The 26231-nt window shown below is 42.8% G+C and carries 27 protein-coding genes; 11 read left to right on the top strand and 16 right to left on the bottom strand.

All coding sequences use genetic code 11. The features are described 5' to 3' along the window. Nucleotides 1-2 precede the first annotated feature (2 nt). The gene (locus HYU97_02440; GenBank protein ID MBI2335604.1) at nucleotides 3-1406 is read right to left on the bottom strand and encodes a GMC family oxidoreductase; all 1404 of its coding nucleotides are present in this window, start codon (nucleotides 1404-1406) and stop codon (nucleotides 3-5) included. A 477-nt stretch (nucleotides 1407-1883) separates the two neighbouring features. Between HYU97_02440 and HYU97_02435 the strand changes: the two genes are divergently transcribed. From HYU97_02435 to HYU97_02420, 4 genes are all read left to right on the top strand, one after another. Beyond that, a complete protein-coding gene (locus HYU97_02435) occupies nucleotides 1884-2753 on the top strand; it encodes a M48 family metallopeptidase (GenBank protein ID MBI2335603.1) in 870 nt (289 codons plus the stop codon). A gap of 15 nt (nucleotides 2754-2768) precedes the next feature. Beyond that, complete coding sequence (locus HYU97_02430; GenBank protein MBI2335602.1) at nucleotides 2769-3362, top strand: hypothetical protein; 594 nt, start codon at nucleotides 2769-2771, stop codon at nucleotides 3360-3362. After that, nucleotides 3337-4047: a hypothetical protein gene (locus HYU97_02425; GenBank protein ID MBI2335601.1), complete on the top strand. Its 711-nt coding sequence runs from the start codon at nucleotides 3337-3339 to the stop codon at nucleotides 4045-4047. Before HYU97_02430 ends, HYU97_02425 begins: the two co-directional genes overlap by 26 nt. 105 nt (nucleotides 4048-4152) lie before the next feature. After that, the gene (locus HYU97_02420) at nucleotides 4153-5265 is read left to right on the top strand and encodes an ATP-binding protein (GenBank protein ID MBI2335600.1); all 1113 of its coding nucleotides are present in this window, start codon (nucleotides 4153-4155) and stop codon (nucleotides 5263-5265) included. Here the strand turns inward: HYU97_02420 and HYU97_02415 are convergent. The 10 genes from HYU97_02415 to HYU97_02370 form a co-directional block, all read right to left on the bottom strand. Then, entirely contained in the window at nucleotides 5262-6572 is a 1311-nt protein-coding gene (locus HYU97_02415; GenBank protein MBI2335599.1) for an adenosylhomocysteinase, read from the bottom strand. The two genes, HYU97_02420 and HYU97_02415, sit on opposite strands and share 4 nt — an antisense overlap. Nucleotides 6573-6708: 136 nt before the next feature. After that, complete coding sequence (locus HYU97_02410; GenBank protein MBI2335598.1) at nucleotides 6709-7875, bottom strand: methionine adenosyltransferase; 1167 nt, start codon at nucleotides 7873-7875, stop codon at nucleotides 6709-6711. Between the two features lie 61 nt (nucleotides 7876-7936). Further along, complete coding sequence (gene ptsP / locus HYU97_02405; protein ID MBI2335597.1) at nucleotides 7937-9658, bottom strand: phosphoenolpyruvate--protein phosphotransferase; 1722 nt, start codon at nucleotides 9656-9658, stop codon at nucleotides 7937-7939. Between the two features lie 71 nt (nucleotides 9659-9729). Next, nucleotides 9730-10020 (bottom strand): HPr family phosphocarrier protein, encoded by a 291-nt coding sequence (locus HYU97_02400; protein MBI2335596.1) that lies wholly within the window; start codon nucleotides 10018-10020, stop codon nucleotides 9730-9732. Further along, on the bottom strand, nucleotides 9999-10409 hold the full coding sequence (locus HYU97_02395) for a PTS fructose transporter subunit IIA (GenBank protein ID MBI2335595.1): 411 nt from the start codon (nucleotides 10407-10409) through the stop codon (nucleotides 9999-10001). The genes HYU97_02400 and HYU97_02395 overlap by 22 nt, the downstream gene beginning before the upstream one ends. A gap of 4 nt (nucleotides 10410-10413) precedes the next feature. Then, nucleotides 10414-11286 carry an RNase adapter RapZ gene (gene rapZ, locus HYU97_02390; GenBank protein MBI2335594.1) on the bottom strand — a complete coding sequence of 291 codons (873 nt, stop codon included), beginning with the start codon at nucleotides 11284-11286 and terminating at the stop codon, nucleotides 10414-10416. Next, nucleotides 11273-12241: an HPr(Ser) kinase/phosphatase gene (gene hprK, locus HYU97_02385; protein MBI2335593.1), complete on the bottom strand. Its 969-nt coding sequence runs from the start codon at nucleotides 12239-12241 to the stop codon at nucleotides 11273-11275. Before hprK ends, rapZ begins: the two co-directional genes overlap by 14 nt. A gap of 215 nt (nucleotides 12242-12456) precedes the next feature. Beyond that, nucleotides 12457-12960, bottom strand: coding sequence for a PTS sugar transporter subunit IIA (locus HYU97_02380; GenBank protein MBI2335592.1), 504 nt, complete (start codon nucleotides 12958-12960; stop codon nucleotides 12457-12459). A 97-nt stretch (nucleotides 12961-13057) separates the two neighbouring features. Further along, nucleotides 13058-14557: an RNA polymerase factor sigma-54 gene (gene rpoN / locus HYU97_02375; GenBank protein MBI2335591.1), complete on the bottom strand. Its 1500-nt coding sequence runs from the start codon at nucleotides 14555-14557 to the stop codon at nucleotides 13058-13060. Nucleotides 14558-14613: 56 nt separating this feature from the next. Continuing rightward, nucleotides 14614-16320, bottom strand: a complete 1707-nt coding sequence (locus HYU97_02370; protein ID MBI2335590.1) for a CTP synthase — start codon at nucleotides 16318-16320, stop codon at nucleotides 14614-14616. 109 nt (nucleotides 16321-16429) lie between these two features. On the opposite strand from HYU97_02370, the gene HYU97_02365 reads away from it, so the two are divergent. Together HYU97_02365 and HYU97_02360 are read left to right on the top strand one after the other, a co-directional pair. Continuing rightward, a complete protein-coding gene (locus HYU97_02365; GenBank protein ID MBI2335589.1) occupies nucleotides 16430-16756 on the top strand; it encodes a DUF4258 domain-containing protein in 327 nt (108 codons plus the stop codon). Continuing rightward, nucleotides 16753-16986: a type II toxin-antitoxin system MqsA family antitoxin gene (locus HYU97_02360; protein MBI2335588.1), complete on the top strand. Its 234-nt coding sequence runs from the start codon at nucleotides 16753-16755 to the stop codon at nucleotides 16984-16986. The genes HYU97_02365 and HYU97_02360 overlap by 4 nt, the downstream gene beginning before the upstream one ends. Nucleotides 16987-17222: 236 nt before the next feature. Here HYU97_02360 and HYU97_02355 read toward each other — a convergent pair whose 3' ends face one another. From HYU97_02355 to rplM, 3 genes are read right to left on the bottom strand one after another with little or no spacing between them, the layout of a single operon-like run. Beyond that, nucleotides 17223-18257 carry an N-acetyl-gamma-glutamyl-phosphate reductase gene (locus HYU97_02355; GenBank protein MBI2335587.1) on the bottom strand — a complete coding sequence of 345 codons (1035 nt, stop codon included), beginning with the start codon at nucleotides 18255-18257 and terminating at the stop codon, nucleotides 17223-17225. After that, nucleotides 18257-18658 (bottom strand): 30S ribosomal protein S9, encoded by a 402-nt coding sequence (gene rpsI, locus HYU97_02350; protein ID MBI2335586.1) that lies wholly within the window; start codon nucleotides 18656-18658, stop codon nucleotides 18257-18259. Before rpsI ends, HYU97_02355 begins: the two co-directional genes overlap by 1 nt. A gap of 10 nt (nucleotides 18659-18668) precedes the next feature. Beyond that, entirely contained in the window at nucleotides 18669-19112 is a 444-nt protein-coding gene (gene rplM / locus HYU97_02345; protein ID MBI2335585.1) for a 50S ribosomal protein L13, read from the bottom strand. A 99-nt stretch (nucleotides 19113-19211) separates the two neighbouring features. On the opposite strand from rplM, the gene HYU97_02340 reads away from it, so the two are divergent. The 5 genes from HYU97_02340 to HYU97_02320 all read left to right on the top strand — a co-directional run bounded on the left by HYU97_02340 (nucleotide 19212) and on the right by HYU97_02320 (nucleotide 24114). Next, nucleotides 19212-19607 carry a 4Fe-4S dicluster domain-containing protein gene (locus tag HYU97_02340; GenBank protein ID MBI2335584.1) on the top strand — a complete coding sequence of 132 codons (396 nt, stop codon included), beginning with the start codon at nucleotides 19212-19214 and terminating at the stop codon, nucleotides 19605-19607. Between the two features lie 6 nt (nucleotides 19608-19613). Next, nucleotides 19614-21155, top strand: a complete 1542-nt coding sequence (locus HYU97_02335; GenBank protein ID MBI2335583.1) for an FAD-binding oxidoreductase — start codon at nucleotides 19614-19616, stop codon at nucleotides 21153-21155. 158 nt (nucleotides 21156-21313) lie between these two features. Then, a complete protein-coding gene (locus HYU97_02330) occupies nucleotides 21314-22054 on the top strand; it encodes an FAD-binding oxidoreductase (GenBank protein ID MBI2335582.1) in 741 nt (246 codons plus the stop codon). Nucleotides 22055-22057: 3 nt separating this feature from the next. Then, a complete protein-coding gene (locus HYU97_02325; protein MBI2335581.1) occupies nucleotides 22058-23167 on the top strand; it encodes a (Fe-S)-binding protein in 1110 nt (369 codons plus the stop codon). After that, nucleotides 23164-24114, top strand: coding sequence for a diacylglycerol kinase family lipid kinase (locus tag HYU97_02320; protein MBI2335580.1), 951 nt, complete (start codon nucleotides 23164-23166; stop codon nucleotides 24112-24114). Before HYU97_02325 ends, HYU97_02320 begins: the two co-directional genes overlap by 4 nt. Before the next feature lie 46 nt (nucleotides 24115-24160). Here the strand turns inward: HYU97_02320 and HYU97_02315 are convergent, their stop codons facing one another. Next, nucleotides 24161-25000, bottom strand: coding sequence for a nucleotidyl transferase AbiEii/AbiGii toxin family protein (locus HYU97_02315; protein MBI2335579.1), 840 nt, complete (start codon nucleotides 24998-25000; stop codon nucleotides 24161-24163). Then, the gene (locus HYU97_02310; GenBank protein MBI2335578.1) at nucleotides 24993-25616 is read right to left on the bottom strand and encodes a hypothetical protein; all 624 of its coding nucleotides are present in this window, start codon (nucleotides 25614-25616) and stop codon (nucleotides 24993-24995) included. Before HYU97_02310 ends, HYU97_02315 begins: the two co-directional genes overlap by 8 nt. Nucleotides 25617-26231 lie beyond the last annotated feature (615 nt).

Raw genomic sequence — 26231 nt, 5'->3', positions numbered from 1 at the left:
GATCATGGGTTCCTTACTATTCTGGTAGCGGCTAATTTAGAGAGAGCCATGATCGTTAATGAAGGGTTGATGCCTGGTGCATTAGGAAAGATACTCGAGTCGGCAGCAAAGATATTTTTATGGCCATGTAATTGAAAATCAGGGTTAACCACCGATGTTTTGGCATTGCTGCCAATGCCGCAACCTCCCATCAAATGCAGGCCAATGGGCATTTTCCCGCGTATGATTTCTTGAGCGCCGGTGGCTTCAAAAATATTTTGAATCGTTTCGAGCCCCGCATCACGGCGTCGCTGGTCTTCACCATTTAAAGTTTTAAAGATTTTGACCTCGCCCTTTCGGTTTAGTTTGATTTTACCAGGGTGGGTGTCGCGCACGGCCACTTCAATGCAGGCAAGCCGAGTGATGTTTTTCATATAATATTGATGGTGCGATTCAATGCCGGGCAATAGCATGGCAATGGCAACCGGCGGGGCAAACACATTTTCAAGTTTAAACCCCTTTCGCCTAAACCCCGGGTCATTTGATTTAACCGATTGTAAGGGGCCTTTGTGAGCGTTGATGGGCTTGGCATAGAGGGCTAAGACCATATATTGAGGATGGGTGAAAAAACTTTCTCCTAAAGCAGGCAAAGATTTTTTAAACCCAGAACGCAAAAGTAATTTTGAATTGCCAATGGCGCCGGAGGCTAAGATGAGCCGGTTTCCTTTAAAACAATGGCGCTCATTATTTTTGAATAAAGCATGAACCTCAACATCTTCTGAGCGAGGGACTATTTGTGTGACCTCACATTGATCTAACAGGGTCAATTCTTCGCTCAAGGCCTTTTTTAATACCGTGACCGGCATGCTTTGTTTGCTATCGATGGGGCAGCCGGCTAGGCATTCAATACAATCATTGCCCTCTTCATAGCGGCAGTTTTTTTGGGCTCGGCATAAGGGGGCGTATTGAAAGCCTAATTTTTCAAAACCGGTTTTGAAAATTTTGGCATTGCCATTGTGGAATTGTTCAGGAATGGTTTGGATACATAATTCTTGTTCGGCTTGTTCGTACCAAGGCTTTAAATTTTCGGTTGAGAAAAAATCGATTCCGGAAGTTTCTCGAAAAGCTTCAAGGGCGATATTATCAAAGCGATCCAGCAAAGCCTGATTAACAATCGATCCACCACCAACCACCTTGGGGCGTAAAAAACCAATCGTAGCATTGGCATTAAATTCAATGCCCCCTCCCCAATAGAGTTGAGAATTGGAATCAATTTCGTGACGAGGATAGGTGTATTTATTAAAAAATTTTCCCGCTTCTAATAATAAGCATTTTAATCCGGCTTTGGTTAGGTCAGCCGCAATAAAAGAACCCGAAATTCCTGAACCAACAATAATCGCATCATAGAATTGATGAAAGGAATCCATAAAACTGGCGCGAATTATGGATGGGAATGGGGAGTGAAGCAACTAGAAAATATGTCATTTGAGCCACGTCTTGCCGAATCCGGCAGAGGTTCCCTCAACCCCAAGCAAAGGGGTTTCGGGTAACCTCTTCCCGCTTCGGCAAGACTTCTTCGTAAATATTTGTAGAGATATAAAAAGGGAGTGAGGAGACTTTGCAGTAGAGTCAGCTTTTTCGACCCATCGCGGAAGCGGTGGGGCCCCCATGCGGGCTAGCCGGCATGGAAAGCCGAGGCCCCCGCCTTTGGCGGGGGAACGCGGAAGGATTCCGTGCCGGCTAGCCCCATGAGGGTCACCGCTGGAGCGCCGGGTCGAAAAAGCTGACTCTACTGCAAAGTCTCCTCACTCCCTTTTTAGGTGCGATGATTTGTCTTGAAAATTCTCGTGGCTTGTTTGGGGGTTTGAATTTATACTTGTGATAAGAATTATGAGGAGGGGGTTATGGTTAGGCTACGTAAGTTATTAATATTTTTGGTTATTTTCTTGCTTCCGCAGGGGGTTCCCCTTGAAGTTTCAGCTAAAAAATCTAAAGAAAAAGCCGGCAAGCATTTGTGGGATTACAAGCGTCAGCACAAAACTAGTTTTTCGATGGAACAAGAAATTAAAATTGGCACGCATTATTTACAAGAACAGATTAAAATTTTTCGCAAGAAAAATATCGGCGTGGATTTACCTAAACATGCCAAATTGAAAAATCGCATCAACCATATTGTTCGAAAAATTGCGAAAGTTTCGGATATGCCGGATTTGCCTTACGAAGTGCATGTGTTTGATATGCCCAAGGTGGTGAATGCCTATTGCCTGCCAGGGGGTAAGATTGGGGTGTTTTCGGGGCTCTTTGATCCTCAAAAAGGCTTGGTGGACATCAACAACGATGCACAAATTGCAGCGATCTTGTCCCATGAGATTTCTCATGCGACCATGCGCCATGCCACCCGCCAAATCTCGAGTGCTATGGCTTTGAACGCCCTTGGCTCTATTGCTTCGATTGCCCTGGGGGCGGGGGTTGGGTCATCGGCTCAATTTGCCTTTGATTCACTCTTTTCTTTAAGCACCAATCTCATCATGCCGGGCTACAGCCGCAAACATGAAAAAGAAGCCGATCGAGTGGGATTTTATTACATGAGTAAAGCAGGGTACAATCCCGAGGCGGCAGTGCAAATTTGGGAACAGGCCGCGAACCGCAAAGATAAACACGATAAAAAAAACGCCTTTGCTTCTCACCCTAGCGATGGGTCGCGGGCCAAGGCCTTAAAAAAGTGGCTGCCCGAGGCCATGCAGGTTTATAAAAAAGAGATAACGCTACCTTAATTTTGGAGGTACCCATTGAATTCAAACTGTCTGTTTAAGATTCAGGTAATATTAGTTCCGTTATTGTTCCTTTGCAATATTACCTTTGCCGAAGATGCTTGGCACGACTTTCTTCGGGAATTTCAAGAAGGTTACTTACATGGGGATTTTAGAGAAGAAATTAAACCCCCTTCGGGTGGTCAAGAGGCTATTTATCGGTACTATTTTTCTAATGGACAATTAGCCGCCGAGATTCTGCCCAAAAAAGGGGACATTAAAATTTATGATGAAAAAGGCAAGTTGTATAAAGAAGGTAATATGGTGAAAGGTATCTTACGTGGATATGATAAAAATGGCGAATTATATTCAGAGACACATTTTAACAACTACCAAATCCATGGTATTACCAAAACCTATCAAGATGGGAGATTAGTTTTAGAATCTCCATATAAAAAGGGGAAACTGCAGGGAATTGAAAGATATTTTGATAAAGATGGAATGCTGCTCAGCAAAACTCATTATCAAAATGGGGTTGTTGTGAAAGAACTTCATTATCAAAAGGGCATCTTGCGGGTTGAATTAATTAATTTCAAAGACCATCGTCGTGAGGAAAAAATTTATCATCCTTAATGGTAAGTTAAAACGGGTGAGTGAATATCTTAAGTGGAAACAGGAGGGGGTGGAGCAAGTTTATGATGAAGAGGGAAATATTCTTTATAAGATGACTTATCACGATGGGATTGAGAATGGTCCCTTTAAAATATATGAGCAGGGTATGTTGGCTCGGGAGGGTCAATACAGAAACGGTGAATATGACGGAGTGATTCGATACTATGGTTATAAAAATGGCAAGAAAGTAACCTCCAGCCAGAAAAAGTACCATGAGGGAGAACTTGTTATTGATGAAAATATTAAAAACACGAAGTCCCTAGCCAAGCTGCGCTATACTCCAGAAGATGTTAAAAAAAGTTTAGCTAAAAGTAAGCCTGATGAAATTGTCCGTATAAAAATCAACTCAAAAGAAATAACAGCAGCCTTCTCAAATTTGGATATCCTTTTTTCACAAGTGAGGATGATCCCTTATCTCTTAGAAAATCATCAAATAGTTGGTGTAAAATTTTTGATCCTTAAACAGGAATCTCCATTTGCTAAAATGGGTTTACAAGAAGGAGACATTATACTTTCTATGAATGGTATTGCTTTTACCTTAGAAAAAGGAATCCCATTCCTTCAAAATATTCAAAATCAGAATCCTACTAACTTTCGGGTTCACCGAAAAAAGAAATTATTAGAACTTCGGATTTTGGAAGATTAATAACGATAAAATTCCGGTTTGGGGTTTAGCTTGTCTAAAGCCAGTGATTTCTAATAATATAGAAAAAACTTGCTAGTTATTTATAATTGATTATAAAATACTAGCATGAAAGTCCGTTATCTCGCCGAGCAAATCAAAAGAGATTTAAAACAAAAAATGGTTTTTATCGCAGGCCCAAGGCAAATTGGTAAAACCACCCTCGCCTTATCTTTGTTAAAAAAAAATGAGGGTTACCTCAGTTGGGATATACCTGAACAACGAGAAAGGATTTTAAAAAGACAATATCCCAATGCCCCCTTAATTGTATTTGACGAAATTCATAAATTTCGCGCTTGGAGAAATTATCTTAAAGGATTTTATGATGATAAAAAAAGTCGCTATCAAATTCTAGTTACGGGTAGTGCAAAACTAGATTATTACCGTTTTGGTGGAGATTCCTTACAGGGGCGCTATCATTTATTACGTATGCATCCATTGAGTTCACGAGAGCTAGGAATCGACAATTCAGAAGACTTGATGGCATTGCTTGATTTGAGTGGTTTTCCGGAGCCCTATTTTGGTCAAAGCAAAGAAGCTGCCAAGCGTTGGTCTACTGAATATCGTACCCGACTGGTTGAAGAAGAAATAACCAGCCTAGAGGCCATCCGCGACGTTGGGAGCATTGAACTACTTATGCTGCGCTTACCTGAATTAGTTGGGTCTCCACTGTCGATTAATAGTTTAAGGGAAGATTTGCAGGTTAATCATTATTCCGTTTCTAAATGGATTGATATTTTAGAAAGAAATTATGTTTTATTTCGATTGTCTCCATTTGGAGCTTCAAAAATTAGAGCTGTTAAGAAGGAGCAGAAACACTACCATTATGATTGGTCTTTGGTAGAGAATCTTTCCTATCGCTTTGAAAATATGGTGGCTTGTCATTTGCTTAAGTGGGTTTGTTTTGAACAAGATGCAAAGGGGAGAGAACTTGACTTAAATTATTTTCGCGATGTCGACAAAAGAGAAGTTGATTTTGTCATCACCGAAAAAAGGACTCCCATTTTCTTTGTGGAATGCAAGTGGTCGGATGCTGCGATTAGCCCGGGGCTTCTTTATTTAAAAAATAAGTTTCCTCAAGTGGAATCTTGGCAAATCTCGATGGTTGGTAACAAAGACTACCTTTCTAGGGAAAATATTCGAGTGAGTCCAGCCATTAAATTTCTCAAGAAATTAATTTAGTAGCGATAATACTCAGGTTTGAAGGGGCCTTCTTGAGCAATGCCAAGATATTTGGCTTGGTCGGCACTGAGTGTTTCTAGACGAACCCCCAATTTTTCTAAATGCAATCGTGCCACTTCTTCATCGAGTTTTTTGGGCAATACCTGCACGCTAATGGGATGTTTTTTAGTAAAGAGTTCGATTTGAGCCAAGACTTGGTTGGTAAATGATGTGGACATCACAAAAGAAGGGTGGCCGGTGGCGCAACCTAAATTAACCAGGCGCCCTTCGGCCAACAAAATGATACAATGGCCATCAGGGAAGGTGTATTGGTCAACTTGGGGTTTAACCGAAACTTTTTTAATGCCTGGCAATTGATTTAAAGCTGCTACTTGGATTTCCACATCGAAATGACCGATGTTGCAAACAATGCTCGCGTCTTTCATTTTTTTCATATGGTCTAAACGGATGATGTCTTTACAGCCAGTGGCGGTCACAAAAATATCGCCCACCTTGCAAGCTTCGTCCATGGTGGTAACATCAAAGCCAGCCATCGCCGCTTGCAATGCACAAATAGGGTCAACTTCGGTGATCAAAACTTTGGCGCCAAAGGCTCGCATGGATTGAGCACAGCCCTTACCTACATCGCCGTAACCTGCAACCACAACGACTTTACCAGCCATCATGATGTCGGTGGCTCGTTTGATGCCATCGGCCAGCGATTCACGACAACCATAAAGATTGTCGAATTTAGATTTGGTGACCGAGTCATTAACGTTAATGGCAGGAATTTTTAAAGTACCTTCGGCCAAACGATGATAAAGATGATGTACCCCCGTGGTGGTTTCTTCGCTGACCCCTTTGATGTCTTTTAAAAGGTCGGGTCGTTTGTCGTGAATAAAGTTGGTTAAATCACCCCCATCGTCGAGCAGTAAATTGGGGCCACCCTCAGGAAAATAAATGCTCTGTTCCACACACCACCAATAGTCTTCTTCGGATTCGCCTTTCCAAGCAAAAACAGGAATACCGGTTTGGGCAATGGCAGCCGCAGCATGATCTTGGGTAGAAAAAATATTGCAACTCGACCACCGAACTTTAGCCCCCAGTTCGATCAAGGTTTCGATAAGCACAGCAGTTTGAATAGTCATGTGCAGGCAGCCCGTAATACGAGCGCCTTGCAGGGGTTTTGACTTTCCGTATTTTTCCCGCAGGGACATTAGCCCGGGCATTTCTTTTTCGGCTAAGATAATTTCTTTGCGACCCCAGTCAGCCAGGCTCAAATCAGCTACTTTATAATCGGGGTTTAATTTTTTTGCGGTTGCAGTCATAATCAACTCCATTTCAAATATGATCAAGCGAGATTGCCACGCTCGGTATCATGGGTCCCCGCCTTCGCGGGGATGACATCGCTCGCAATGACAAACTACCTGTCATTGCGAGGGCCTGTAAGGCCCGAAGCAATCTCTATTTAATTAGTTTTTTTAAGGCCTCAGCTTTGTCCGTTTTTTCCCAAGTAAACTCAGGTTCATTGCGACCAAAATGACCGTAGGCGGCTGTTTTACGGTAAATAGGGCGCCTTAAATTGAGTTCTTTAATAATGGCTGCAGGCTTGAGGGGAAATAGTTCGCGCACGGCCGCCGCAATTTTTTCTTCAGGGATTTCACAATGTTCATCGGTGATAATGAGTAAACTGACAGGATCGGCAATACCAATGGCGTAGGCCAATTGAACTTCGCAACTGCTGGTAACCCCTGAAGCCACAACATTTTTTGCAATATAGCGGGCCAAATAAGAGGCGGAACGATCGACTTTTGAAGGGTCTTTGCCACTAAAGGCCCCACCACCATGCGAACCATAGCCACCGTAAGTGTCGACGATAATTTTTCGCCCGGTTAAGCCACAATCGCCCTTAGGGCCACCCACCACAAATCGGCCGGTGGGGTTGATATAATATTTAGTCTTAGCGTCTAAAAGGCTGGCCGGCAGAGTAGGTTTAATAATGGCTTCAAGTATTCCATTGTAAATTTCTTGATGGGTTACATTTTCTGCATGTTGGGTAGAAACAACCACGGTATCGATGCGGTGAGGTTTGCCATCGATAAACTCCACGGTTACTTGGGATTTACCATCAGGCCTTAACCAAGGGAGGGTGCCATCTTTTCTTTTTTTAGCGAGAGTTTGAGTCAACTTGTGAGCAAGGTTAATGGTCAAGGGCATTAACTCAGGGGTTTCATCACAAGCAAACCCAAACATAAGGCCCTGATCCCCGGCCCCTTGTTCTTTGAAAAGCCCTTGGCCTTCGGTTACGCCGATCGAAATATCAGGGGATTGTCGGTCAATGGTGGTTAATACTGCGCAAGTTTCATAATCAAAGCCCATCGAAGAATCATTGTAACCAATTTGTTTGATAGTTTCGCGAACGATGTCGGGGATGTGAACATAAGCTTCGGTGGTGATCTCGCCTGCAACAATCGCCATGCCTGTGGTTACCAGGGTTTCACAGGCAACTCGAGCCATGGGGTCTTGGGCAAAGATGTTGTCGAGCACGGCATCAGAGATTTGATCGGCCACTTTGTCGGGGTGGCCTTCGGTTACAGATTCTGAAGTAAAAAAATGATGGCTGCCGGTCATAAAAGGTCCTTTTAAGTTAGGGATTTAAGCGGAAAACCCTAGCCCTAGAGAGAGGCTTTCGTCAAGATAAAGAAATGTATTTGGTGTAGACAGGGCCTAGTATTTTGGCGAGTTCTTTTCGAACAAATTTTTCTATTTCTTCAGCAGAATCTAACTCTAAAATACGCTCTAAAAGAGAGCGGCTTGTATCATATTCCACGGAACGAACGATCTCTTTAACTTTGGGAATCGAGAGGGCGTTCATAGAAAGTTCGGTGATACCAAACCCCAACAGAATTAAAATGCAAAGTGGGTCACCCGCCATTTCGCCACATACGCTTATCTCAATTTGTTCTTTAAGGGCGGCAGAGACAATCATCTTTAGCATTCGTAAAATTGAGGGGTGGAGGGGTTGGTACAGGTAGGCTACATTTTCGTTGGAGCGGTCAATGGCCAAGGTATATTGAATGAGGTCATTGGTGCCCACACTGAAAAAATCAATCTCTTTAGCTAGTAAGTCCGCAATCATCACAGAGGAGGGGATTTCGATCATGATCCCAAGTTTAATGTTGGGATCGAATTCGATTTCTTTTTTAGTAAGATCTTTTTTGACTTTGTCGATAATGGCTTTCGTGGCCCGTAATTCTTCAAGACTGCTCACCATGGGGATTAAGATTTTAAGTTTTCCATAAATACTGGCCCGCAGCATAGCTCTGAGTTGGGTTTTGAAGAGGGTACGTTCTTTAAGGCAAAGCCGGATGGCCCGCAAACCTAAGGCAGGATTGGTTTCATCTAAGTTATATTCGTAATTAAGGGGGATTTTATCGCCGCCCATATCAAAAGTACGAATCGTGGTGTAATGAGGATACATGGTTTTTAACACGGTTTTATATTGTTGAAATAATTCTTCTTCGTCGGGCAAGGTTTCACGATTCAAATAAGTGAACTCTGTGCGGAATAACCCAATCCCTTCGGCGCCATGTTCCTTAATTGATTCTAATTCTTCTAAAATTTCGATATTAGCGGAGAGGCGAATTTTTTTGTGATCTTTGGTTTCAGCCGGCAAATGAATATTTTTTAATAACATGCGTTCGGTTTCAACCTGTTTACGCATTTGTAATTCGTAATCTTTTTTGGTCTTGTCGGTAGGGTCAATAATCACGATGCCCTTTTCGCCATCCACAATCAGGGTATTACCCGTTTGGATCTGCACCACGGCCAGCGGGCAACCCACAATGGCAGGGATTTCTAAGGCTCGCGAGATGATAGCGGTGTGAGAGGTTTTGCCCCCCAACTCGGTTACAAAACCTTTGACCTTAAATTTCATGAGTTGAGCGGTTTCAGCCGGTGAAATGTCATGGGAAACAATCAAACTATCTTTAGGGATTTCAGAAAAGAGTTCTTCTTTGTGCCCTACTAAATGTTTAATGATTTGTTCGCCCACATAGTCGACATCGCTGTTACGTTCTTTAAAATATTCAGCATCGATTTTAAGAAAAGTTTCTTTGATTTGGTCTAAGGTTTTTTGCAAGGCCCATTCTGCGTTGATGCTTTCCTTTTTAATGGAAGCGAGGGTGTCTTTGACCAACATGTCGTCTTTGACGATCATATTGTAAGAATCAAGAATGCTAATCTGATCTTTGCCTTCAAATTTGCAAATGCGATCTTTGATGCGATTAAATTCGTCTTTGGTTTTCCGCAGAGCCTGATTAAAACGTTTAATCTCATTTTCAACTTCTCGGTTGTTGATCCAATATTTGGGGATGTTAATGCGTTTTTTCTCTAAGACAAAAGCTGTCCCCATGCAAATACCGGGGGATGCGCCAATACCTTGCAAAATAAGATTGCTACGTTTTTTTAGGGCCGGGAGTGAAATTACACTTCTCCAAATTTAGAGTTAATTAAATCTTCAATAGCGGTTAAAGCAAGTTCAGCTTCTTCCCCTCGGGCTTCGATGTTAATGACGGAGCCTTTACCCGCAGCTAAGGTTAAAAGCCCCATGATGCTTTTAGAATTGGCCATGCTTTCTCCCTTGCGAATGAAAATTTCACAGGGGAAACGATTCGCTAGTTTTACCAACTTAGCGGCGGCTCGGGCATGGAGGCCAAGTTCGTTACCAATTTTCAGTTCTTTTTTAATCCAATTCACTTTCCCGCCTTTTGACATAAATCCCGAACGTCGAGGATATTATTTTTACCATAATTTTGAATAAAGTGTGCAGCCTCTAAGAGATTAGAGGGTAGCATGTGAGTGGCGATTTTCATGAGCATGGGCAAATTAACCCCAGCAACAATTTGAATATTTTTGTTGGAAAGCAGAGGGACACATTCGTTGCAAGGGGTAGCACCAAAGATGTCGGTCAAAACCAATACGCCCTCAGTGGTTTTGACTTGTTCAATAGCAGCATGAATATTTTTGCTGATGAATTCTAAGGGGGAATTGTGATCGACACTTACGCAAACAAACCCCGATTTTTCATTGGTGATAGTTTCTACGACTTTGGTCATTTCTCGACCAATGTTGCCGTGGGTTATAATGACGATACCGATGCTCATGTTTTCATTCTATTAAATCACGGTGAAAAGTAAACACGGAAAAATCTTTTATCTTCAGGAGTTGGGGTAGCCTCTCCACCATGGCTACGGAACGGTGTTGGCCCCCGGTACAACCAATAGCGATATTAATATAGGCTTTCCCCTCTTTTTTATTCTGAATCAAGATATAATTTAAAAAATGAGCCAAATTTTTCATAAAAATTTTTGTTTCTTTTTGTCGAAAAATGAAATTTTGGACCCGTTTGTCTTTTCCCGTTAGTTTAGATAATTTTGGGTGGAAAAAGGGATTCTTTAAAAACCGAACATCCACGACCCAATCGGATTGCAAAGGTATACTCCTTTTGTAGGCGAAAGAAGTTAGTGTTAAAGTACAAGCGGGCATGGGTAGAAAGCGGCCTAATAGTTTATGGATCTCATTTTTGAGTTGGTGAACATTTAGATGAGAGGTATCTAAAACATAGTCGGCTTTTAATTTAAGTAGGTTTAATTTTTTTCGTTCCTGTTTAATGGCTTGAATTAAAGGGATATTACGCCCTAAAGGATGCGGTCTTCGACTTTCAGAAAATCTTCGAAGTAAGGTTGCCTCGGCACAATCCAGAAATAGGATTTTGATTTGAGAGATTTTTTTTTGTAGTTCTGTGATGAGCTCAGGGTATTCTTTGATAAACCCGGGGTCTCTTATATCCATGCCAAGTGCGGTGTGTAAACTACCGCTTAGCCATTGTTCAAAGGGGTGGTCATTTTTTAAGAGATGAATAGGTAGATTGTCGATACAGAAAAAGCCCAAATCTTCTAAAGCCTTTAAAGCAGTGGTTTTCCCTGAGCCAGAAAGACCCGATACCAAAAAAAATTGTTTTTGGGCTTTATTCCACGGCATCAAGTTTGGCTTTATGGGCTTCTTCTTGTCGGATTAATTCGGTATTGAGGGTGTCTTGAAATTCTTTGGCTGAAAAATGCCCTCGCAATTTAAGTAAATGGTTTCGAGCGGCCACTTCTACAATGGTGGTAATGTTTCTACCAGGCCGTACCGGGATGCGAATATAAGGAATCTTAACATCGAGAATCGAATAATATTTATCGTCAATGCCTAAACGGTCGTATTCTTCATGGCCACCCCACTCGATCAGTTCAACGACAATTTCAATAACTTTAGCATCGCGGATGGCGGCGACCCCAAATAGGTCTTTGATGTTGATAATCCCCAAGCCTCTAATTTCCATATGATGCTTAATGAGTTCGGTTCCCATCCCCGAAAGTGTGGCCGGAGGGCGTTTTTTAATTTGCACAATATCATCGGCTACTAAGCGATGCCCTCGCAAAATTAAATCTAGGGCACATTCGCTTTTACCAATTCCGCTCTTGCCAATAATGAGAACACCGACCCCAAAGACATCTAAGAGCACGCCATGAAGTGAAGTGGTGGCGGTTAACTTGTATTCTAGAAATTTAGAAACTCGGTTGATAAAGGTGCTGGTGATTAAATTAGTCGTGAAAATAGGGATATTTTTGGTTTCGCATTCGTCTAATAAAATATTGGGAGGTTGGTTACCTCGAGTGACCACAAAACAAGCCAGATCAATTTCACAAATCTTTTTTACGACGGTCGTTAGTTTATTGTCTGAGAGGTTATTTAAATAATTGACCTCCGACTTGCCAATGACTTGAATGCGCCCGGCATGAAGGTTCGAGGTATCACCGGTTAGGGCTAAGCCTGGTTTTTGGATACGAGGGATCGTGATCTTTTTATCGAGCCCTTTACGCCCGCTTAGAATCTCAAGATTGAGGTTATAAGAAGAATCTTTAAGTAATTCAGACACTTGGATTGAAATCATGCAAATCCCTTGCTTTGATAATACCACAAGAAAATGTTGAAAAATATTGTTTTTTAGGGGCTGTTCAAAAATGCCCAGATACAAGGCAGCCGCAAAACCGCAACCGGAGCGTACATGAAAGTACGTGAGGATTGCGGTTTTGCGGCAATCCTTCGCTATTGCTCAGGACAGGCTCCGTAGATGGGCGTTTTTCAACAGCCCCAGGGATTTTGGGATCAATCATCCTTTTCAAGGATGATTGAATAGATCGATTCTGGGTCGTCAGCGGCTAGCAGGCGTTGCCTAAAAGACTCTTCTTTGAGTAAGCGCGATAATTTGGCCAAGACCTTCAAATGAAGACCCGCAGCGTGCTCTGGGGCGACTAAAGCAAAAAATAGGTGAACGGGCTGCCCATCTTGGGCATCAAAGGCTATACCCGATGAACTTTTACCAAAGGCTGCGACAATATTTTCAAGATCGGGGTATTTGGCATGGGGGATGGCGACGCCGCTCCCTACTCCAGTGCTGCCTAATTCTTCTCTTTCTTTGAGGAGTTTGACCAAGCGATGGGGGTCAATATTAGGCACAGTTAAATAAAGCGCATCGACCAACTCTTTTAAGACCTCACCTTTGCTGGCGGTACGCAACTCAGGGATGATGGCCGCTTTTTTTAAGATACTGGTTAAAAACGACCCATCTGCCGCGTTGCCCGCAAAGCCGCGATCCTCACGTATTTCCATATACGCTCCGGTCGCGTCTTTGCGGGCGCCTTGCATCTGGGCCCTTTTTAGAGGTCCCCCCAAATCCAAGTTATTAGAGGTGCCCTTATGGGCAAGTTTATTTGAAGGCGTGTTTGCGTTGGGAAGAAGGCAGGATACCCAGCATTTCACGATATTTGGCGACGGTGCGGCGAGCAATGATGACATTTGTCTTTTTGAGACTTTCAACAATGTCTTGGTCACTATAAGGGTGACCATGATCTTCGCTCGAAATCAGATGTTTAATTCTGTCTTTGATGGATTCAGCCGCCACCCGAGTGCCATCAGTGGTGGAAATGGCGCTACTGAAAAAGAATTTTAATTCTAAAATGCCGTGAGGGGTGTGCATGTATTTATTGGTGGTCACTCTGGAAACGGTTGATTCATGCATTTCAATTTCGTTGGCTACATCCTTAATGGTCATGGGTTTTAAAGACCCAATTCCGCTTTCAAAAAATTCTTTTTGTAATTTAACAATGGTTTTAGCCGTTTTATAAAGGGTCTTTTGGCGTTGCTGAATGCTGCGGATCAGCCAGACCGCATTGCGCAATTTGCCTTGCACATATTCTTTGGCCTCGGTCTTACCATTGCCATTGCTGCCACGAGAAATCATGTTTTTATAATAAGAACTCACCTGCAGGCGAGGCAGACCATCTTCGTTTAAAAGAATGACCCACTCATCGCCTACTTTTTTAACATAAACATCGGGTGAAATGTATTGGGCTTCTGAAATTGAAATAGATAGGCCTGGTTTTGGATCTAACGAATGAATTGTTTTGATTAAAAATTTTACCTTGTGAGGCGAAATTTTTAAACCCCTGGCAATGCGGGAGTAATCTTTTCTTTCTAATTCGTGCATAAAATTAGAAATGAGGTTTCGCAACAAGTCACGATCGTGCTCTAAATGTTCAATTTGAACCAATAGGCATTCTTGCAGGCTGCGTGCCCCCACTCCAATGGGGTCGAAATTTTGAATTCTTTTTAAAACCGACTCGACTTCTTCAGGGGTTGTGGGTTCGTTTAATTGGTTGGTTATTTCATCAACCGACGCATTTAAATAACCATCTTCATCAAAATTGCCGATGATTTCAGCCCCAATTTCCATTTCTTTAGGGGAAAGTTTTGAAAGGTGTAATTGCCAAATGAGATGATCAAACAAACTCGTTTTGGAAGAGGCCACTGTTTCATAACTCAGATTACCATCGTCGGAGTCTCGTTCAAAATGCTCGGTTTGGCCGTAAGAATTATTATAAGTATTGAGATAATTTTCCCAATCAAAGTCTTTGGGTTCTTTGGAAAGATCGGTAGATTGTGCCCCTACTTCAAGTTCAGCGGGGTGGGTGGTGGTGGGGACTTCACTTTCAAGTTCTTGTTTTTCAACTAAAATTTCGGGGGGTTCCTTGGGTAATTCTTCTACTTCGGCCGCTTCTTCTAACAGGGGATTTTCCATGAGTTCTTGTTGCACCACATCAATTAATTCAACGTGGGATAATTGAAGCAGCTTAATAGCTTGTTGTAATTGCGGTGTAATGACAAGGGATTGGGCGAGTTTGAGGTTTTGCTGCAAAGTCAGTGCCATATAACCTAATCATAGTAGTTTGGGCTAAGGGGTGTCAAGGGAGGCGTGCCAATTTTTTACGATTTGGCGGTTCGCTCTTGTGTTTCTTGAGGATTTTTTCCTGAAGATTCTAGGGTTAAGCCCTTGGTTAATTTTTTTTCTTTAAGATCTTTCCAGTCGGCTTTGACCCTACATTTGAGGGCGTGGGCAATAAAGTTGCTAAAAATGGGGTGAGCGGTCATGGGCTTTGATTTAAACTCAGGGTGAAATTGACAGCCTAAAAACCAAGGGTGTTTTTTAATCTCAACGATTTCTACCAACGAACCATCAGGAGAAGTTCCGGAAAATACCATCCCCTTTGCTCCGAGCCGATCTAAATATTCATTATTGAATTCATAACGATGCCGATGCCGTTCAGAAATTTCGGTTTCTCCATAAATGCGATTGGCCAAGGTACCTTTTTTGATGCGACAAAGATAGGCGCCCAAGCGCATGGTCGCGCCTTTATTGATGACAGCTTTTTGTTGCTCCATCAGGGCAATGATGGGGTGCGCTGTGTTGGGATCGAATTCTTTACTATTGGCCTCGCGCAGTCGACAAACGTGTCTGGCAAATTCAATACAGGCCAATTGCATGCCAAGGCAAATGCCGAAAAAGGGGACTTTGTTCTCGCGCGCATACTGAATGGCCTTGATTTTACCTTCAATGCCTCGATTGCCAAATCCTCCGGGTACTAGGATGGCATCGACATCTTGAAAGGCCGTGCTTACTTCGGGCAGGGCTTCAAGTTTTTCTGAATCAACAAATTTTAATAAAACCTTACAATCATTTTCAATACCACCATGAATCAGCGCTTCGTTTAAGCTTTTATAGCTGTCGGTTAGGTCAACATATTTCCCCACGACGCCAATTTTAATTTCGTGGGTGGGGTGATTAATGCGATTAATTAAATCTTCCCAGGGTTTTAGGTCAGGGGCTTTGGTCCAAATGTTGAGGAGTTCAATGATTTTTTCATCAATGCCTTCTTCTCGGAATTCAAGGGGGACTTGATAAATGCTTTTCACATCGATCGCTTGAAAAACACAATCAGGATTAACATTACAAAACAAGGCGATTTTACTTTTAATTTCTTGATTGAGTGGCAATTTGGTGCGGCAGAGTAAAATGTCGGGTTGAATACCGATTTCACGTAGTTTTTGCACACTATGTTGCGTGGGCTTGGTTTTTAATTCCCCCGAAGTGTCCATGTGGGGGATCAGCGTTAAGTGAATATATAAGACGTTTTCTTTGCCAAGGTCGTAACGAAGTTGGCGAATAGCTTCGAGGAAAGGCAGCGATTCAATATCGCCCACAGTTCCGCCAATTTCAATAATGCCTAAATCAACATCTTGCGTGGCTCGAATGATTCTGCTTTTGATTTCGTCGGTGATATGCGGAATGACTTGGACGGTTTTGCCCAAATATTCTCCGCGCCGTTCTTTTTCAATGACCGAGTGATAGATTTTCCCGGTGGTGATGTTGCTGAGTTTGCTAAGTTTAGCGTGGGTGAAGCGTTCGTAATGGCCTAGGTCAAGGTCGGTTTCGGCGCCATCGTCGGTGACAAAAACTTCACCATGTTGGAGGGGGTTCATGGTGCCAGGGTCCACATTGATATAGGGGTCTAACTTCATGAGGGTGATTTTTAGCCCTCGGCATTCTAACAACGCCCCAACACTTGCAGAGGCAAGCCCTTTACCTAAAGAACTCACCACGCCGCCGGTTACAAAAATTAATTTGGTTTTCAAGGGACCTCCCGAAGTAGGATGGGCAATTTTTACACATCTTTGTTGTTAAAGTAAATAATTAATACAAATAGCTTGAATTTCCTAGCTTGAGTCTGCAAAAAGACACTTGATGTCCATCAACCTCGGCAAATTTAGAAAAGCGATTTCTAAAGGCAGGTTTGAGTGGCGGCAGCATACATTGGAACGACTCGTTCAAAGGCAGATCTCCCAAGAACAAGTAATTGCAGTACTCAGGAGAGGTTTTATTATAGAGGAATATCTTGCAGATAAGCCATATCCCAGTGCTCTGTTTTATGGTAGAATTTTGAACAAAGTCCCACTGCATGTGGTCGCAGCCTTTGACGAGAGAAATCAATGGGTTTATATTGTTACGGTTTATACCCCCGATTTGAAATATTTTGAAAGCGACTATAAGACGAGGAGAATGAAAAAGTGAAAAAGAATTCTCAGAAATTATGTCCGTTATGTGGTGGGGATCGAAAAAAAGGTAAAACTACTTTTACAGCCGATACAGGAAAGGGCGTGGTGGTGGTTCGGAATGTCCCTGCCTCAATTTGTATTCAGTGTGGAGAATCGTGGATAAACGCAAAAGCGGCCAAATCACTAGAATCTGTGACAGCAAAGGCACGTAGTATGGGAGCAGAGATCGAGGTTGTTGCACTATAAAAAATGTATTTCAAGAAAAGTGAATGAGCCCACTTACTAACAAGTCCTCTGTATAGGCTACAGCTTGCTTCGGCTTATGGGCTGCGAAGCGCGTCAGATTTCGCAAAAAGTCCTCGACGTACCCTAAGGTACGCCTGCGGACTTTTTGCTCATCTTCCTTCTTTCGCCACATAATCCTCGCAATCTGTAGCCTATACAGAGGACTTGTTAGTATTTCTTCAAAACCGACTATTTATTTAGCTAGGCAATAACCCTGAGGTTTCTGGGAAATTGCACAAGAGGTTCATGTTTTGGATGGCTTGGCCCGAGGCACCCTTGGTTAAATTATCGATGGCTGAAAGCAGGGTGATTTGTTGGAGGTTCGGGTCAAAGTGCAAAGCGATTTGACAGAGGTTGGTCATTTGCACGTCGTGTAAACGAGGAGATTCTTGATTTTCTAATAGCTGAACAAAGGGGCTATGCTGATAAAAGTCTTTAAAAGCGTTTTGTAGTGCAGACAAAGTAACCTGGCCTTTGGTTTTGCAATAAATCGTGCTTAAGATCCCCCTCATCACCGGGAGCAAATGAGGGGTAAAAGTAACCTTAATGGGTTCTCCTGCCAAGATTGACAAACCTTGTTCGATTTCAGGGGTATGTCGATGGGTGCCTACTTTGTAGGCTTTAAAATTTTGTCGCATCTCTTTTTGCAAGATTTCTTCGACCGTGTTTCTGCCCGCACCTGACATCCCCGATTTTGAATCACAAATGATACCTTGGGTATGGATGAGCTTGGCTTTTAAAAGTGGGGCCAGGGCTAATAAGATACTGGTTGGGTAGCAACCCGGGTTAGCGATGAGTTGGGCAGATTTAATTTTTTCTTTAAAAAATTCAGGGATTCCATAAACGGCTTGTTTAAGCCAGGCAGGGGCTTGATGGGGGCCGTAGAATTTTTCATAGACCTTTAGATCATGCAAACGAAAATCGGCGGAAAGGTCGACGACTTTAAGCCCCTTTTCTAAAAATTGTGCTGCGATTTTGGCTGACTCATGATGGGGTAGACATAAAAAAACCAGCTCTGTGTTCTGAGAAATTTTTTCAACAGCTAAATCTTCAAAAGATAAGTGAGTGAGTCTGCTAAACTGAGGGTAAAAAGAGCTGATCGGTTTTCCCACGTGTTGTTGGGAAGTAACCGCAGCGATTTCAGCATAAGGGTGCTGGAAAAGGAGCCGTAAAAGTTCCTCTCCGGTGTAACCCGTTGCGCCAATAATAGCGACTTGGATAGAAGAATGCATTACCGTTTACTGTACTGGGTGGCCTTGCGTGCCTTACGCAGGCCGTATTTCTTTCGTTCTTTGACTCTGGGATCACGTGTTAAAAACCCACCACGACGCAGTGGTTTACGGTAATCAGAATTGAGCTCCAGGAGGGCTCGAGAAATGCCATGACGTAAGGCCTCGGCTTGCCCTGAAGTCCCACCACCTTCTAAGGTGGCTAGAACATCAAAACGGCCCAAGTTACCCGTGGCTTCAAAGGGTTGGACAATCACCATCGCATAGATGGCTCGCTTGAAATAATCATTTAAACCGTATTGCCCATTGATGGTAAATTTACCCTCGCCCGGCAGAAGCCTTACGCGTGCAATAGCGGCCTTTCTTTTTCCGGTGCCATAAAATTGCTTTTTATTCGTAACCATTTTAAAACCTTTATGCTCCTAAAGTAAACATTTGTAAAGACTGGGCTTGGTGGGGATGGGCTTCGTCGGGGTAGACTTTTAGTTTAGTTATTAAATGTTTGGCCAAATGAGTTTTAGGCAACATGCCCTTAACGGCTTCATAGATGATAAACCCAGGGTCTTTAGCCAACACGGTGGCATAATCGCGTTCTTTGATTCCACCAATAAAACCTGAATGGCGATAATATTTTTTTTGCGAGGCCTTATTTCCTGTGACGCGAATATGTTTGGCATTAATGGCCACGATAAAATCACCGGTATCGGCATGGGGGGTGTAAGTCGGCTTATGTTTGCCTCTTAAGATCTGAGCGATTTGACTTGCGGCCCTACCCAATACCTGATTGCGTAAATCAATAAGATACCAACTGGGTTTGGTTTGTTCTTTAGAAAAGCTTTTAGTAAATTTTTTAATCATGTTAAAAATGTCTTTAATCGATGTATTGTAAAAGCGTGATTTTAGTTAAAAGTCAAAGGCGTATACACGTTTAGTAGGCCTAATGTCAAGAGAGACGGCATGGTAAGAGCAATTCAAGCTTATTTGAGCCTGGCGTGGAATTTTATGGTTAATGGCCTATTTAGGTTTTTGGCCCCACCCCAAAGAGCAGCAGATAAATTTCTTGAATATTATCAAGAAGATAAGATAATCACCTTGGGCAGTGCTGAGAAGGGGCTTTTTTTTGCGGCTAGTCATTGTATTCATTGTGGGCTTTGTGATGCCGTTTGTCCCAAATTAGCCTATCCAAGCCGCATAGCCACAACTTCGATTCGCAGTACGCTTTCATATTCCTATATTGATTTTATGGATCAGGCTTATTGTGTGCAGTGTGGGCGTTGTGAACAAAGTTGCCCCAAGCAAGTTCCGCTACGAAAGATTGCTGAATTTATTATGGAGACATCGCGTCGGTTTTAAAAAACTATGTTATCTTATCCTCCCCCCAAGCGAGATTTAAAAAAGGCCTTACGCAGTTTATTCCGTGATGATCAGGTCAGTTGGTTAGATCGGGATCGTTTAAGTTATGGCCGAGATTGCAACAGCAAGGCCATCTTACAAATTCGTCATCATCAGCTTCGCTATCCTCCCGATGCCATCGTGTGGCCAGAAGATGTTCTGCAAATTGTTAAATTGGTGCAATGGTGCCAGCAGCATGAAGTGCCGCTTATTCCTTTTGGCGGCGGCTCTGGAGTTTGTGGCGGGACCTGGGCTGTTGAGGGTGGGATTGCTTTGGATATAAAACGCATGAATCAGGTATCCCATTTAGATTTGACTCATCTCCAAGTGACCGCACAAACCGGTATTGGGGGAGAGGTGTTAGAAAGACATTTAAACGCCCAAGGGGTGACGCTGCGGCATTTTCCCTCTTCGATTTATAGTGCAACCTTAGGTGGGTATTTGGCTTGTCGTTCGGCCGGGCAACTTTCTACTCAATATGGCAAGATTGAAGACATGGTTACCGGCATGGAGGTTGTGTTGCCCCAAGGTGAGGTGCTGCATTTGAGCCCAGAGCATCATCCAACGGGTGAGGTTGATTTGAAAGAGCTGTTTATGGGGAGTGAAGGCACTTTGGGTATTATTACCGAAGCCACTTTAAAAATTCATCATTTGCCTGAAGCCGAAAAATTTTGTGCGTTTCGCTTTGGGGATTTAAAACTGGGGCTTAAGGCCATTCAGCATTTGTTGCAACTGAATATCTTCCCTGCCGTGGTGAGACTTTATGATGAAGTCGATAGCCTCGTTGCCAAATCTTATGACGAAGCGGCTGAGCAGAGTCTGCCTTGCTGGGAAGGTTGGTCAAAACAAATCGGTCATTGGGTCAAAAAACTTGCTTTGTATAAACCTAATATGGCCAATCAAATAACCGGATTATTGCCCACCGGATGTTTGCTGATTTTAGGTTTTGAAGGTTTACAAAAAGTGATTGAAGCCGAGGTAGCCATTACTGAAGAATTATTTAAAACTTATCATGCCAAAAATTTGGGTGAAGGGCCGGGCCTTTATTGGAAGCGGCATCGCTATGATGTGTCTTATAAGTTGTCGCCCCTGTTTGACGAAGGTTTTTTTGCCGACACCATGGAAGTGGCAACCACCTGGGATAATCTTTTGCCTCTTTATCACAAAGTGCGTGCTAGCATGTCGCCCTATGCCCTAGTATTGGCCCACTTTTCCCACGCCTATCAAGAAGGGTGTTCGATTTATTTTACGTTTGCTGGCCACCAGCCAACTCTTGAAACCTCAGAAGCCCTTTATGATAAAATTTGGGATAAGGCCTTAAAAGCTTGTTTTGAGGCCGGTGGCACGATTAGTCACCATCATGGGGTGGGGCTGCTCAAGGCAACTTATATGAAAAAAGAATGGGGAGTCGCGCATCCGTGGTTGTGTAAAATAAAAAAGCGACTTGACCCCAACAATATTATGAATCCAGGGAAATTAGGGCTTATTAACCGTCCCATCATAGTATAGACATCTGACTTCAGCTCATGGCCTGCGACTGCGTCAGATTTCGCAAAAAGTGCTCAACGTAGCTATAGCTACGCCTCCGCGCTTTTTGCTCATCTTCCTTGTCTCGGCTCATGATCTTATGTCATATGTCCATACTATGATGGGACGGTTAATAGCTCATGATCGAAATTGATGAAAGTGCATCTTATGTTTTGGTGTGGGGAGATGACACCTTAGCGCAGATTAGCCAAACTTTAAAAAAGAAGGGCTATGTGTTGCCCTATCTTACTTTGGCCCCTGATCGGTTCAATGCCCATGATTGTTTAGCCAAGCGGTTACCCAATTTGTATGGCCATGCCTTCGGTGGGATTGAAAATATTTGCATTGGTTATGAAATGATTTTGAATTCGGGAGAAGTTTTGCGCGTGCGCCCTTGCCCGCGCTCGGCGGTGGGGCCATCGCTTAAGAATATATTCATGGGGGCAGGTCATGGGTGGGGCATCTTTTCAAAAGCCTATTTTAAAATTTTGCCAAAACCCGAAAAGGAATGGGTTGGCGCCTTGTCTTTTCCAACTCATGAAATGTTGTTGGCCTATGAGCAGCAACTTTTGGGGCGGGGCTTTTACTTTCCTTTGTATGGCAGGAGTCAAATTGTTAACAAAATAGATTCTAGGCAATATCCCTTTGCCTTTCTTTTTATGTTGTGGGGAAAAGCAAAATGGGTTCGTGCCAAAGTAGAAGCCATGCAAGACTTAGCCAAGCCTTTTACTCATCAAGGGGTTGAATCGGGTCATCCTGTGGCACAAAAAATTAAAAAATTACTTTATGAAGAATATCCACCCCCTTTGGGGAGAGATGAAATGAAAACAAAAGAAGATATTTTAGCCAAGAAAATCCGACAAAGCCTTTTTAAAGATTAGCCTATGGTACTGACCAACGAAAAAATGATGGATTATTGCACTTTTTGCCCCAAGATGTGCAAATTTTCTTGCCCGGCCAGTGAGGCAGAACCCAATGAAACCTACACGCCTTGGGGCAAGATGCAGGTGGCTAAGTTGCTAACCGAACGGGCGTTGCCGTTAAATGCCAATTTAAGTTTGGCAAGTTATAAGTGCCTCGATTGTTTACGCTGTAAAGAATATTGCACCCATGGGGTGGATGTTCCCAGCGCCTTGCATCAAGTAAGGGTTAATGCGGTGAGTGATCATTGGGCCCCACCTGAGGTGTATGCCTTTGAGCAAAAATTTCATCAATGCAATAATCCTTATGGGAAAAATCTTATTGCGGAAATAAAAAAGAAACTTCCTGAAAAATTTTATCAAAAAACAAGCGATGTTTTGTATTGGCCGAGTTGTCACACCTTAAATTTTTATCCAGAAAAAATATTAGCGACGTTAGAACTCTTTGAAAAATTAAAGCTGCAAAATGTTTCTGTTTATTTATCAGACATTCAATGTTGTGGCTATCCGCTATGGGCGCTGGGGTTTGAACGAGAATTTGAAGAGCTTGCCGAGGTGCAATATTATTCTTTGCGCAATTGTCATACGATTTTAACCGATGGGGCAGAATGTACTTCTTTGTTAACCAACATTTATTCGCAAAAAAGTTTTCCTTTGGTCAATAAAGTGGTTCATCTTTTAGAATTTCTTCAACCCTATTTAGAAAAAGTTGATTACCATATGAAAACTCAATTAATGGGGCCTTATGTTTATTATGATTCTTTTTTCCTTTCTCGCCATTTAGGCATGGTTGAATTACCGCGCACCCTCTTGGAACATATGACGGGGCTTAAGCCCCTAGAGTTAGGCAATCATGGAAAAGATGTTGAGGCTTGTGGAGTGGGGGGTGGTTATGAATGGTTGTTCCCTGAGCTTGCTCAAAAAATGGCACAAAAAATAATTGCTGAAGTAGAAACAAAAAAGATCCACAAAATTATTACGGCTAATAGCAGTGAACAGGCTATGCTGTCCTCCGTTACCAAAACCTGTCAGGTGCAAGATCTCTTGTCGCTTTTAAGCAAAATCATTTTATGACCACTTACGATACGATTTTTATCGTTAATCCTGCTTCCAAGCGCGGTAGTGTTTTAGTGAAAAAATTAAATTTACCCGATTGGATTAAGCAACATCAACTTTCAGCTAGCGTTTTTTTTACCGAAAGGCCCGGCCATGGCATTCAATTGGCCAAGCAATTCACTAAAAGCGGTGTAAAAAAAATCATTGTGGTGGGAGGGGATGGGACGGTTTCTGAAATAGTTCATGGTATTTTTAGTGCAGGGGTTACCAAGCGCCCGAGCCTTGGGGTGTTGGCGGCGGGTACGGGTAGCGATTTTGCTCGCATGATCAAAAGCCAGTGGGGGTTGGGAGAGGGCTGTGATTGGTTACTTCATACCCGAAGTCAAACGATTGATGTGGGTAAATTGGTTTTAACCGATCAAGCCGGCAAAAACCCTCGCGAGCGCTATTTTATTAACATTGCCGATATTGGGTTGGGGGCTGAGGTGGCACGTCGGGTCAATGAATCCAAAAAGGCCTTTGGAAAGTTGAGCTATTTAGTTGTTCTCATCAAATCTTTTTTTACCTATTCTGCTTTGAAAGTTAAAATGACTTTTGCCGATCAATCTTTTTCGGATCTGTTGACGGCTTTAGTGGTGGCCAATGGGGCCTATTTTGGTGGGGGGATGAAAATTGCCCCTGCAGCAAGCTTAAATGACGGGCAATTAGATCTGGTTTTTATTAAACGATTATCATTTTGGTCTGTGCTCACCAAGGCACCTTTCGAGATCATGCAAGTTTTTAGGGGTGAGCGAATGAAAAGGATTCCGGTCCTTTACAAAAGAATCCGCCAATTGCAGGTAGAGTCTTTGGAAGATCGCCCCCTGTTGCTTGACATCGATGGCGAAACCGATTCGGCTTATCAAGTGCAGTTTGAAGTGATTCCCCAAGCCCTTGAATTGCTCGTCCCAGCTTCTCATGTTTAAATAACGTCTGTTGCGTTTTACGCTATAGGTTTTCTCTTTTTTTTCATTAGAAATTAAATTCTTCTTCAAACAATCTGATGCTAGCCATCACCTCACCCCACGGAGTGGGATCTTCAAAAAACATTTGTCCCATCTGCTCATAGTCTTTTTCCAACTCCTTCAAAATGGGATCCGGCGGCACCAGTGTTAAACTTCCTTTTTTGGCCAAGCTGTACTTGGCCCATGCGGATGGGAAATAGAGTTCTTTGTGATGGGCTACTTTTCCTAAAAGATCTTGAGCGGCCAACGCTTTGTGTTTTGTCGGGGCCTGAAGCAGGCAATGAAAATCGTAATAGTGGCGGGATAATCTTAGGAGCAGTTTCTTGTCAGCCGGAAGATGTGCGTACTGGTGCAAGATGGTGGCTTTCTCCCAAAAGGTTCTTTCCACATTTAAGACTTGAACCACCACTTCGGTTTCATCCACAACAAGGTCCCATTTTTCGGATGAGGAAAGCTCCTTAGAGAACTTTTCCTTAAGAGTTTTTAAAAGATGGTTCTGAATGTACTGGGAGCATGCGGTGGACAGTTTTTCTAGCGTGAGGGTCCGTTGCTTTCGGCTTTTGGCTTGCTCTGGGGATTTTTCGTCGGCAAATCCAAAAAAAGATTTCTCAATGGATAAATCCACGTCCTCTGAAAACCTTTTGATCAGGCCATACACTTTTGAAAGAGACGTGCCACCTTTGAAGGTGAGGTGATCTTTGAGTTCATCCAAGTCAAACATCTGCCCCAAGACCCACACAACCCAATAATCTTTTTCGATCATGGGAACGACAAGTCCCATTTGGTTGGCAGCGTCCGTAAAATAACGGAGTCTTTCTTGGGAAGGGAGGAAATGAATTTTATCCATTGAGGCTCCCATGTAATTTCGTAAGATATTTTCCAATCCACACGGGTGCGTAGCGGATGCCCTTTTCCAAGGTTTTCTGATCAATGTTCTTCAGATGTGTTTTTAATTGGAGAGCCATTTTGTCGGTTAAATAGTCTTTCCCGATATATTTGACAGCCTGAATAATCAACCCCAATAAAGTTCCTGCATTGGCCATATTCTTGGCTGTGGTTTTTCGAAATACAATGACCAAGTTTCCCAGTTTGATTTTTTTAGGCGGTCCATCGGTCACAAACACCACACGTGCAGGAACCTGATCTGAAAGCCCCAAAATATTTGCTGCGTAGGCGCCAGTGGATTGAATTTTGATTTTGTCCCTCTCGGCCAAGGCTTTGGCAATGGCATCCACAGACGGCGGGATAACTCCCAGCTTTTCGTGGATATGGGGATAATCATAAAGCCCTTGCCGAATGCGCCGAATAAAGCCCTGAGCTTCCAACCTCGAAAGGGCCTTGCGAATACCAGTCTCACTCCCAAGGCCCATAAAATGTTTAGGAGTAAAGCACCAACCCCTGTCATGGCCATAAATTCTATTTTTTATATTATTTTCAATAGTTTGATTTATATTAGTGTCCATATCTTGTCACAAAAAGTAACCTATTTTTGTGACAAATACAAGAACGAATTTGTCCCTAACAACTAACCTCCTGTAGACTGCTAACAATGGCACCCCCAAGAGTCGGACCAAAGCCGACTGTACAATCACCTCCTCCAAGGAACGAGTCAGGCTGTAGGCGTTTTTGTTCTCCATACCCGCTTATAACACATCTCTTTTGGGGTTTTCCCTGAATTCGACAGTTATAAGCGGGTTTTTTATTGAGCTATCCCTTGTGGATCATAGGTTTGCTGGTTTTCGGACGGGCTCTAACTACAGAACAAAAGAAAAACAAAGTTACAAATCTAGTGAGCGCTCTGAAATACAAAAGACATATTAAAAATGCAGGAACAGATCGTAAGCCCAAATGGATACTTATAAACAAAGAAAAATTATGAGTATTTATGAGTAAATTAGAAGGCGATCAATTTAAAAAATTTAATAATTACATATACTTGTAGGCGCTAATCAGGATGGGCCCAAAAGTAATAATGGGGTTTAAGAGGGTGTGCAGGGGTGTGCCTTCGTTGTCCTTTGGATAGAAGAGGAGCAGAGGGTGTTGCGGTTATTTTCGAAAAAAAGTTATATTCTTCTCAA

The organism is Deltaproteobacteria bacterium, assembly GCA_016183235.1.
In the GTDB taxonomy this organism is placed as follows: Bacteria; UBA10199; UBA10199; order DSSB01; family JACPFA01; genus JACPFA01.
Note: the sequence above shows the minus strand (reverse complement) of the source record. Positions and strands in the feature narration are given on the sequence as shown.